The 10406-nt window shown below is 42.1% G+C and carries 11 protein-coding genes; 9 read left to right on the plus strand and 2 right to left on the minus strand.

Features of this window, described 5'->3' with window-relative positions; translation table 11 throughout:
- From L4C32_RS19215 to L4C32_RS19225, 3 genes are all read left to right on the plus strand, one after another.
- The coding region (locus L4C32_RS19215; protein ID WP_428198507.1) for a S1 family peptidase at positions 1 to 1058 on the plus strand (1058 nt) is incomplete at its 5' end.
- Between the two features lie 200 nt (positions 1059 to 1258).
- Positions 1259 to 2332 (plus strand): S1 family peptidase, encoded by a 1074-nt coding sequence (locus tag L4C32_RS19220; protein ID WP_428198508.1) that lies wholly within the window; start codon positions 1259 to 1261, stop codon positions 2330 to 2332.
- Positions 2333 to 2384: 52 nt separating this feature from the next.
- On the plus strand, positions 2385 to 3149 hold the full coding sequence (locus L4C32_RS19225) for a DUF4344 domain-containing metallopeptidase (protein ID WP_428198509.1): 765 nt from the start codon (positions 2385 to 2387) through the stop codon (positions 3147 to 3149).
- A gap of 45 nt (positions 3150 to 3194) precedes the next feature.
- On the opposite strand, the gene ppnP is transcribed toward L4C32_RS19225, so the two are convergent.
- Positions 3195 to 3512 carry a pyrimidine/purine nucleoside phosphorylase gene (gene ppnP / locus L4C32_RS19230; protein WP_428198510.1) on the minus strand — a complete coding sequence of 106 codons (318 nt, stop codon included), beginning with the start codon at positions 3510 to 3512 and terminating at the stop codon, positions 3195 to 3197.
- Positions 3513 to 3664: 152 nt separating this feature from the next.
- Between ppnP and L4C32_RS19235 the strand changes: the two genes are divergently transcribed.
- The 4 genes from L4C32_RS19235 (at position 3665) to trhO (ending at position 7953) form a co-directional block, all read left to right on the plus strand.
- On the plus strand, positions 3665 to 5077 hold the full coding sequence (locus L4C32_RS19235; protein WP_428198511.1) for an aminotransferase-like domain-containing protein: 1413 nt from the start codon (positions 3665 to 3667) through the stop codon (positions 5075 to 5077).
- Positions 5078 to 5221: 144 nt separating this feature from the next.
- Entirely contained in the window at positions 5222 to 6643 is a 1422-nt protein-coding gene (gene ccoG / locus L4C32_RS19240; RefSeq protein ID WP_428198512.1) for a cytochrome c oxidase accessory protein CcoG, read from the plus strand.
- Positions 6644 to 6655: 12 nt separating this feature from the next.
- Complete coding sequence (locus L4C32_RS19245) at positions 6656 to 6856, plus strand: hypothetical protein (protein WP_428198513.1); 201 nt, start codon at positions 6656 to 6658, stop codon at positions 6854 to 6856.
- A 116-nt stretch (positions 6857 to 6972) separates the two neighbouring features.
- On the plus strand, positions 6973 to 7953 hold the full coding sequence (trhO, locus tag L4C32_RS19250; RefSeq protein ID WP_428198514.1) for an oxygen-dependent tRNA uridine(34) hydroxylase TrhO: 981 nt from the start codon (positions 6973 to 6975) through the stop codon (positions 7951 to 7953).
- Positions 7954 to 8004: 51 nt separating this feature from the next.
- Here the strand turns inward: trhO and L4C32_RS19255 are convergent, their stop codons facing one another.
- Entirely contained in the window at positions 8005 to 8373 is a 369-nt protein-coding gene (locus L4C32_RS19255) for a MaoP family protein (RefSeq protein ID WP_428198515.1), read from the minus strand.
- A 348-nt stretch (positions 8374 to 8721) separates the two neighbouring features.
- Between L4C32_RS19255 and L4C32_RS19260 the strand changes: the two genes are divergently transcribed.
- A complete protein-coding gene (locus L4C32_RS19260) occupies positions 8722 to 10077 on the plus strand; it encodes a diguanylate cyclase (RefSeq protein ID WP_428198516.1) in 1356 nt (451 codons plus the stop codon).
- A gap of 26 nt (positions 10078 to 10103) precedes the next feature.
- Positions 10104 to 10406 (plus strand): hypothetical protein (locus tag L4C32_RS19265; RefSeq protein WP_428198517.1); only part of this gene is annotated, 303 nt, incomplete at its 3' end.

The following is a 10406-nucleotide window of genomic DNA, read 5'->3' on the forward strand; positions in this document are numbered from 1 at the left end:
GTTTTAGTATGAAGTATATTATTTGGTTTTGTTTTGCATTAGTCACTTTTTTTTCAGCAGCATCAAGCTCAGAAGATCTCGAAATAACCCCTTATATCGTTGAGGGGCAATATAGTTCAAATTACATTCCATGGCAGGTTCGATTACAAACCGATATCAACGGTTTGGATAGCGGTCCATATGTTTGTGGTGGTGTGGTTATTAATAAAAATTGGGTTTTAACTGCCGCACACTGTGTAGATAAGGTAGATCATAGCACCTACTTAGCGACTGAAATAAAGGTTTATGCTGGTAATTCTTTTTTAACTGCAAGTACTGAATACAGTGTTATCAATGTATATAAACACCCATCTTACGACCACTCTACAGTTGAGCATGACATTGCCCTACTAGAAATCGCTACGGATATCACCCAAAGCACACCAATTTCATTGCTCGAAGCAGCAGGACAGACTCGACTAGATAATGCCTTTTCGAATGTATGGATTGATGAGTTTTCGACATATAGTCAAAATAATGCAGCAAGTGTTCTTGTATCTGGTTGGGGAAGTACGCATTCAAACCTTAATAACCAATCTAATCAACTCAAACAAGCGTTGTTGATTGGTGTGCCTGACAGCAATTGCGATGCTCTTTGGGGAGCAACTTCTATAAATGGTTCGGTTTCTATTTGTGCAACAAAAATCAATCCAAATAATTCAACCTCGAGTTGCGGAGGAGATAGTGGCGGGCCACTTGTTTGGCAGGATCCAAATTACTCAGGAGATAGTGATGGTGGGGTTCGACTAATTGGATTAGTTAGCTATGGGCGATCAGGTGGTTGCGGTCTTACTACCAGCCCTAGTGTTTACACTGAAGTTAGCAACTACCTAGCATGGATTGGCACTACGACTGCCATTTCGGTTCCAACATTAAATCAAGCAAATGTTTACTCCCACTCCTACAACCCATTTGATGAGTACAGATCATCAAATAATAGTAACTCTAGCGGCGGAGGTTCTTTGGGGATCGTTAGTTTACTCCTCTTGGCAGGAGTTTACCTAAAACGCAAAAAATAACCCACTTGGCGCTCTAATAATCTTAGAGCGCACCTCGCTAACATCCAACGGCAACTCACAAAAGCACATTTTAAGAACTTACTTCCAATTATAATGTCAGTTGAATAGAGTGATTGCTTTCATAGGATAATCACATATTATTCATTATTGATATGAATGGTTTTACACATATCACCATTAATTGAGTAGGTTGTTGTTGTATGAAGTTTATTCTTTGGTTCCTTTTCCCGTTAATTACCCTTTTTACCACTGCTTCCCATACACAAGAAGCAAAAATCACCCCCTACATCGTTGAAGGGAGTGTGAGTACTCAACATATTCCTTGGCAGGTGAGATTACGTACTGATGTTAATGGATTATATGGTGGCCCATTCGTCTGTGGTGGGGTCATTATCAGTGACCGCTGGGTATTAACTGCAGCTCACTGTGTGGTGCAAAATGATAAGGTCACTAGTATGTTAGCCAGTGATATCTTAGTCCGTGCTGATAGTGCTTACTTACCAACGAGCACTCCCTATAGCGTCGACTTTATAAAAGTCCATGATGACTATAATCATGTCTCTCTGACTGACGACATTGCTCTGCTTCGCGTGTCTGGTACTTTGACTTCTTCCCCAATAGCAATAGCAAGTAGCTCCTCAAGAGACGATTTTAACACTGCGACCTCTACCGTCTGGGCGGGTGTAAATAGCAGCTACAGTCAAAGCAATCCAGCGACTGTTTTAGTCTCTGGTTGGGGGGGAACCGACCCCGATTTGCATACCCAGACCAATCAGTTAAAACAAGCACTAATGGTCGGCGTTCCTGATTCATCATGTGATGATTATTGGGGTATCACAAACTTAAAACATATCTGTGCCTATAAGGTAGACCCAAACAGTGTCACGGACAGTTGCGGCGGTGACAGTGGTGGCCCCTTAGTTTGGAAGGACCCAACCTTCTCCGCAAACAGTGATAAAGGGATTCGTCTCATTGGCTTAGTGAGCTTTGGCACGGCAAGTTGTGGTACCACGACTTATCCTAGTGTGTATACCGAAGTAAGTAGTTACTTAGCGTGGATAGATACTGAAACCGCAACTGCAGGTAATCAACTAACATCAGCTGCCCTAACCAATCCTGCACTCTATTCCTTTGCCCACGACCCATTTCAAGATCTCAACAACATCACGCTCACTACTGGCTCTAGCTCTAGCTCTAGCTCTAGCGGTGGTGGTTCACTAGGTTTCTTCGGCTTGCTGTTCTTATCAGGATGTTATCTAAAGCGTAGGAAATAAATCACGCGGCGCTGTACACTGTGTAGAGCGTCCACTCACTTTTGGTAAGATTATGACCTTAAAAACCCTGCTTCTTTCTGCGTTTCTATTTATCTCATCAGGTTCACTTTATGCTAATGAAACGGTCACCATTGAGTACCTCAAACCAAATGACGCACAAGAGCAACAGTATAAAGAGATTATTGAGAACAGCCCAACCGTGGCACAGGTTCAACAGTTAATCACACAGAACTTTGCACTCTCTCGGCCTCTGTTAATCACCTTCGGTGGAGAAGAGGGTCCACTGTTTGATCCACAACTCAATCAAATCTTCGTTCCCTATCACTTTTTAACAGAGATTGAGGCACGTTTTAGTAAAGAGAAATACAGTGAGAGCGGCGTGTCTGTTGAAACCGCAGTGATGGATTCGTTGGTTCATACGCTGTTGCATGAATTTGGTCACGCCTTGATCGCGATGCACGATCTTCCGGTGTTAGGTAAAGAAGAAGACGCGGTGGATGGATTTGCCAACATCATGCTGATCGCTCACTTTAAAGAGGGGGCTGAGATGGTTATCAGTGCAGCCGATCTCTTTGATTTTGAAAGTAGCGACAGAACTGAGCTCTCTGCTCCCGATTTTTGGGACGAACACAGCTTAGATCTTCAACGTTATTTCACCAGTATCTGCCATGTGTACGGCAGCGACCCTGACAAATATGACGAGCTATTAAAAAGTGAAGAGATGCTAGAAGAGCGCGGAGAGTTCTGCCTTCAGGAGTATAATAATCTTGAGTTTAGCTGGTACTCTCTGTTAGAAAAGTATCAAATAACCAAGTAACTGAGGTGACGTGCTGCTGACGTACCAGCAGCACTGATTATCTATTTATGAAGCCACATACGAACAGCAGTAATCGGTAAGGGTAATCACTTCTACCTTAAATTTCGCATTAGCGGGGATTTCAAACTGCTCACCACCTTTGATATTGACCCACTCCGTTGTCTCAGGAAGCAGCACATTAAGCTCCCCCGAAAGGATCTCCATGATCTCTTTTTGAGCGGTCCCAAACTCGTAACCTCCTGCCTGCATTATGCCTAAGGTTTTATGACTGCCATCTGAAAACTTGAGGGTTCTACTGGTCACCTTACCGTCAAAATAGACACTGGCTTGTTTGATTACCGTTACATTTTTAAACTCTGACATCATCATCTCCGTATGATTACGTTATTTGGGGTAAACATGAGAGTATCATCAAAACAAATTCGAATACTAATCAATAAATAGCTCAATTAATCGTTTATACCCAAATCATTACAAGATACAATTTTAAAAAATAACCATAACAGTTGAGTGTAATGAAACGCTACGAGCAGCTAGCCCACGATTTAAAATTGCAGATAAAAAACAAGGTATGGAATTCTGGCGACAAGTTACCGTCAATCCGTGCCAGTTGTACCACCTCTGGGTTCAGTTTAGCAACGGTGCTTCAAGGGTATCAGCTGCTTGAGAGCCAAGGGTTGATCATCTCTAAACCTCAATCTGGCTACTACGTGGCACCACAAACCGATCGAGTACAAGAGCCGAGTGCTCCATCACAGCAGTTAATGCAATCTGATACCGTAGATATCAATAATGTTCTGTTTGATTTACTACAAAAAACCAAGAACCCAGATATTGTTCCTTTTAGCTCTGCCTTTCCCGATCCAAAACTGTTTCCACAACAAGCTTTAGCACGCGCTTTAGCCAGTAGCATGCGTAGAATGCCTGCCTCAGGAGCGGTCTCTAACTTGCCACCAGGTAGCGAAGCATTAAGACGCTGTATTGCGCAGCGTTATGCTTTAGATGGGATCAACGTCAGCCCCGATGATATTGTGATCACCTCTGGCGCGCTTGAATCACTCAACTTAAGTTTACAGGCCGTCACGCAACCCGGCGATTTAGTCGCCATTGAATCACCAACATTTTATGGCGCACTGCAGGCTATTGAACGGTTGAAATTGAAAGCCATTGAAATACCGACTCACCCTAAAAAAGGAGTGGATTTAGAGGTATTAAAAACAGCCTGCGAGCAGCAGCCTATTAAAGCCTGTTGGTTAATGACTAACTTTCAAAACCCACTCGGATTTGTAATGGGTGATGAAAAGAAAAAAGCCCTTGCTGATCTTCTTGAAAAACACCACATTCCTTTGATTGAGGACGATGTTTACGCAGAACTCTATTTCACCAAAAGCAAACCCTTGCCTGCTAAATACCATGATAAGAGCGGCAATATTCTTCACTGCTCCTCTTTTTCAAAATGCTTATCCCCTGGCTATCGTGTCGGCTGGGTGGTTGCCGGACCTTACGCAGAAAAAATTCAACGGTTACAGTTAATGTCAACGCTCTCTGCTAGCGTTCCCACTCAACTTGGACTCGCCACCTATTTGCAACAAGGTGGATATGATAGCCACTTGAGAAAACTACGACGCACCCTAGAGCAGAGAAAAAGCCAGATGCTACAAGCAGTCATTCAATACTTCCCGACTAATACTCGTATTAGTCAACCTGACGGGGGCTACTTTTTATGGATAGAGTTACCAGAGCAGGTGAATAGTGAACAACTCTATCAACAAGCCCTAACACAAAACATTGGCATCGCACCGGGTATGTTATTTACCACCCAAGATCACTGCAATCACCATATTCGCCTCAATTTCTCTCCCCCTTGGACAGAGAGCACTGAACTGGCCATAAAAACCCTAGGGAAACTGATAAAATCCACCACTTAATGGGTAGCAATGAAAAACTGTTCGGCATTTTTAATTTTTTGTACAACTGTTCTACTCTTTTTCAATGGATCTGTTCTATCGCTTTATTCAGCCCTTATGCTCCAATAGCCCTATTGAAGTGATAGTTGCTAAACAGGAACAGTGATGAGCGGTAACCGCATAGAGATTAAAGATGTTACTCCCGTACAATTTAATCCCAAAACGCATAAAAACAACAGTGACCGATTTAATCCCAATAACGGGATATACGTCAGAAAGAGCCAAGGAAAATTCCAAGCACTCAGACGCAATGGCGCATGGTTTCTGTTGTTGTTATTCGGGTTAACTCCTTGGCTTTCCTATGACAACCACCAAGCGATTCTGCTCGACTTTTGGAACCAGAAATTTTTCTTTTTTGGCACCACCTTGTTTCCACAAGATTTCACCCTGTTAGCCGTTCTGTTTGTCATCGCCGCGTTTGGTCTATTTTTTATCACGACTTTCCTGGGGAGAGTCTGGTGTGGTTTCTTATGCCCTCAAACGGTATGGACCTTTATGTTCATCTGGTTTGAAGAGAAACTAGAAGGGAGCGCTAATAAGCGAAGAAAACAGGACCAACGTCCCATGACTCCCTCTCTAATGATTCGCAAGGCGGCAAAGCATCTCGCGTGGATAACATTATCACTGTTAACAGGGCTCACATTCACTGGCTATTTTTTCCCAATCAAAGAGCTTTTCATCGATTTTGCCACAATTGAAGCCTCTTTCTGGGCAAGTTTTTGGATTCTATTTTTTGCATTTTGTACTTACATTAACGCTGGCTGGATGCGCTCCATTGTCTGTATTCATATGTGTCCTTATGCCCGATTTCAGTCAGCGATGTTTGATAAAGATACCTACATCGTAGGCTATGATAACGCACGGGGTGATCTGCGAGGCCCTAGACCTAAAAAAGCCAATCTCGCGACATTAGGCTTGGGGGATTGCATCGACTGTAACCTATGTGTTGAAGTCTGCCCAACAGGGATCGATATTCGCGATGGGTTACAATATGAGTGCATCAATTGTGGTGCTTGTATCGACGCTTGTGACAACACCATGGAAAAAATGGGTTACCAAAAAGGCTTGATTAAATACACGACAGAACATCAACAACAGGGTCATAAAAGCTCTATTTTCAGACCTAAACTGGTTGGCTATGCTGCGATGTTACTGCTTATGATAGGCTTATTCATATCGCAAATAATGACAATCTCGCCAATGAGGTTAGATGTACTGCGCGATCGGACCCAGCTCTTTAAGATCAACAGCCAAGGGCAAATAGAAAATACCTATACCTTAAAAGTATTCAACAAAACTCAACAGCCTCAAACTTATCAATTGTCGGTAACAGGCTTGCCAAATAGTCGCTGGTACGGACCTCAAAGCGTAGTGGTTCAACCAGGAGAAGTGTTAAGTGTTCCGGTCAGTCTCGGAATACACTTTAAAGCGATGAAAAAACCCGTCTCTACAATCCAATTTGGAATGCAAGACACTGACCATACAAGCATACAATCGGAAAGCCGATTCTTAAATATCATTAAATAGGGAATGCATATAATGAAAGCGGAACTGAAACTGATCCCAATAATCCTGCTGTGCGCTTTTTTATCTATCTTTGGCCATCTAATCTTAAGTAAAGCCTTTCATGGTGGGGAGTGGGTAGAGTACACCGCAGCATTGATCCCATTTCTATTAATTATTATCGCGTATGCATCATTTAAATATGCACAACGAGCCATTAATAAAGAAGGGCAGTAGCCCTTCACCAATACACCTACTATCTATCCGTATTTGTCGATGAACGCATCCGTTATAATCCGCCTACATTCATCTATTGCTCTGGATTTACGTTCCAGCCCGCAAAAGGAAAAACCATGTCAAAATATGTTGTTTGTGCGCTCTATAAATTTGTTGCACTGGATAATTTTAAAGATCTTCAACTCCCCCTCCAACAGTTTATGGATAAGCATGATATTCGTGGCACGCTATTACTCGCCCATGAAGGTATCAATGGTACCGTTGCCTCAACACGCGAAGGCATCAATGCACTATTAAATTGGTTTAAACAAGATCCCCGTTTAAATAACGTCGTATATAAAGAGTCTTTTGATGATGTTCAGCCATTTAACCGCACCAAAGTAAAACTGAAAAAAGAGATCGTAACTATGGGAATCGAAGGCATTGACCCCTTACAGGTGGTTGGTTCTTACGTAAAACCCAAAGATTGGAACGCATTAATCTCAGACCCAGAAGTCATGGTGGTTGATACACGAAATGATTACGAGATCGAAATAGGTACATTTGAACACGCCGTCAACCCTGAAACGGATACATTTCGAGAGTTTCCTGATTACGTTAAAAACAATCTTGACCCTGAAAAACATAAAAAAGTCGCTATGTTTTGTACTGGTGGGATTCGATGTGAAAAATCAACGGCCTACTTAAAAGAGCAAGGATTTGATGAAGTTTATCATTTAGAAGGCGGAATTCTTAAATACCTCGAAGAGGTTCCTAAAGAAGAGAGTCTCTGGCAAGGTGAGTGCTATGTGTTTGATGGCCGAGTAGCCGTTGACCATCAATTAGAGAAAGGCCAATACAGCATGTGTAACGCATGTCGAATGCCGATAACCGAACAAGATATGGTGGACTCAAAATTTGAAAAAGGGGTGAGTTGTCACCGCTGTTTTGATAGTCACAGCCTAGAACAAAAAGCCCGCTTCAGAGAAAGAGAAAAACAGGTTCAGCTTGCAGAAAAACGTGGAGAGCAACACGTTGGTGGTGATGCTGCACAGTTAATTGAAACTCGTAAACGTCAAAAGCAGGAAAAAAAAGCCAAGCAAAGAAAGGCTAAATAATCACTTGGGCATAAAGAGGTTCACTCTTTATGCCCTCTCCACTGAAATCCGCTATTTGATCGTCATTGATTCTAATTCATCATTATCACTTGAGTCATCAAACTCATCGGGCTCACCTCGAGAAACCGAAGGTTTCGGGTAAGAGCCACATAACGTAAAAAGCCTAGACCTATGATTCAGCTTGTTCATGTATTTCATCCAGCTTCGACTCAAATCACTGGTTGCCAATGTTCCCCCGGCGACATCCAATAAAAACTGACTCTCTTCATCATCAATGGGTTGAAGTGCCCCTCCTGATAACTGCTGCATGGTTACGCCATACTGTTCCAAAATTGAGGCTTCATTGATGGTAAAAAAACCCGCTCGTCTAAAACCATAAGGGAAATTTTTATCATCGTAAAATTTACCTAGATGTCGCATTAATCTCTCCTAACATCGTCATTTTCTAGATAATCGGATACTACTGTTTCGCTGTAAAACGAAATAAATTTATCAACACCATAAAGAAAATTTTACGTCGTTGAGTTGTTTGACTATGCGTTATGAACATGACTTTTATGTTAACGCTGAAAAATCAATTAAGTCGGATTTTGGAAGGTCAATCTCACTTAAGTTACTCTTTTATTAATATAATATGATAATGAACGTTGACTTCACCCACTTACGAGAATGATTGATCACGAAAACACCTGAAAAACATTGATATTTTATTAATTGATGTACAATAAATACTATCAGAGCCATTACTGTTTCCGGAGTACACTTTCATTGCCTTACCCTCTAAAGCTAATCCAGCGTTTTCTTCGTTTAATAATCGATCACCCAACGATTATGCTAACACTGCTATTCAGTGTTGGAACGGGTGTGGTACTGCTGCATTTAGAGAAGCTTTCAGAAGTTCAAATTAGCTCAATGGCACTGCAAAACTCCAAGCTTTATGCAGAAACCCTGACAGAGTTTCGTGCCCTTTACGCCTCTGAGGTCGTGAATACTGCCATTGAAAATGGTTTAGTGGTTGCTCATGACTATGACCAAGAATCCAACGCTATCCCGCTCCCTGCAACCTTAGGCATGTTATTAGGTGAACAATTGGGTCAGACTGATGGCGGATTACAGAGTAAGCTGTACAGTCCATATCCATTTCCTTGGCGCGAGCAAACAGGTGGTTTACAAGACGATTTTGCTCGACTCGCCTGGTTAGCGCTGTCTAAAAATCCATCTCAACCCTACTTTCGTATTGAAGAGATAGATGGCATCACATCACTGCGTTATGCCACTGCCGATATCATGAAAGAGAGCTGTATTGGCTGTCACAATAGCCAAAAAAATAGCCCAAAAGTTGGCTGGAAAGTCGGTGATGTCAGAGGGGTATTAGAAGTTATTACCCCGATTGAATCTAACCTTGTTATCGCGAATGGCATGCTTTTACAAACGTTTTACCTACTAACCGGTATCCTGTTAGGCTCATTAATTGGTATCGGCTTTATCATGAGGCGACTTCGTATTCATTCCGAGCGTTCACGTAAAATGGCGGAAGAGACAACACTAATAAATCGAAGACTGGCCGAAGAGATGAAGGTGCGTAAATCCGCCGAGAAAGATCTTCTTAAATTAACCTATACCGATGCATTAACCGATATTGCCAATCGACGAAAATTTAACGAAGAGATGAACAGTGAGTGGAAGCGTGCTCTACGATACAGAACTCACCTAGCGGTTATTATGATTGATATTGATAACTTCAAATCATATAACGACAACTATGGACATCAAGCTGGTGATGAAACACTGCAATTAGTGGCCAAAGCGTTAAGTGGTATCAAACTGCGCTCTTCTGATCTAGTGGCTCGCTTTGGTGGCGAAGAATTTGTATTGTTACTGCCCCAAACCGAACTTGAAGGGGCAATACAGGTTGCGGAAAATATCAGACAAACGATTGAAAGTTGCGCTATCGTCCATGAATTTGCTCGTGCATCTAGCATTATCACCATCAGTGCAGGGGTAACCTCAGTGATCCCGACACAGCACTTAACAACTGATGAAATAATCAATACTGCTGATAAAGCTCTATACTTAGCAAAAGAGTCCGGAAGAAATTGTGTGAAAAGCATAAAAATAACCTAGAAATTTTGCTATAAGGTAGGGTCTATTTGCCATCTATCTATCGCGTTATAAAACAGATCGCCTATTTAATGATACGGCATCCCACGGTGATGTTAACATTGACCTTTGGGTTTGGTGCGGCAGTCATATTATGGCATTTGGATAAGCTGTCCGACGTTCAAATTCGAACCATGGCTGTCAATAATGCCGAGCTCTACTCGCAAACTCTCCTCAAACTACGACATATATATACTTCAGATGTAGTGCTACCCGCTATAGAGGGAGGCTTAGAATCTTCCCATGAGTATGACTCAAAGAAAAAAGCGATTCCTCTACCTACGACCCTAATC

The sequence above is a fragment of the Aliivibrio kagoshimensis genome, from assembly GCF_050337105.1.
Taxonomy (GTDB): domain Bacteria; phylum Pseudomonadota; class Gammaproteobacteria; order Enterobacterales; family Vibrionaceae; genus Aliivibrio_A; species Aliivibrio_A kagoshimensis.

Bases quoted from the DNA above. Each gene is read 5' to 3' on its own strand.
- L4C32_RS19220 (WP_428198508.1), top strand. From the start codon at position 1,259: ATGAAGTTTATTCTTTGGTTCCTTTTCCCGTTAATTACCCTTTTTACC.
- L4C32_RS19225 (WP_428198509.1), top strand. From the start codon at position 2,385: ATGACCTTAAAAACCCTGCTTCTTTCTGCGTTTCTATTTATCTCATCA.
- ppnP (WP_428198510.1), bottom strand. From the start codon at position 3,512: ATGTCAGAGTTTAAAAATGTAACGGTAATCAAACAAGCCAGTGTCTAT.
- L4C32_RS19235 (WP_428198511.1), top strand. From the start codon at position 3,665: ATGAAACGCTACGAGCAGCTAGCCCACGATTTAAAATTGCAGATAAAA.
- ccoG (WP_428198512.1), top strand. From the start codon at position 5,222: ATGAGCGGTAACCGCATAGAGATTAAAGATGTTACTCCCGTACAATTT.
- L4C32_RS19245 (WP_428198513.1), top strand. From the start codon at position 6,656: ATGAAAGCGGAACTGAAACTGATCCCAATAATCCTGCTGTGCGCTTTT.
- trhO (WP_428198514.1), top strand. From the start codon at position 6,973: ATGTCAAAATATGTTGTTTGTGCGCTCTATAAATTTGTTGCACTGGAT.
- L4C32_RS19255 (WP_428198515.1), bottom strand. From the start codon at position 8,373: ATGCGACATCTAGGTAAATTTTACGATGATAAAAATTTCCCTTATGGT.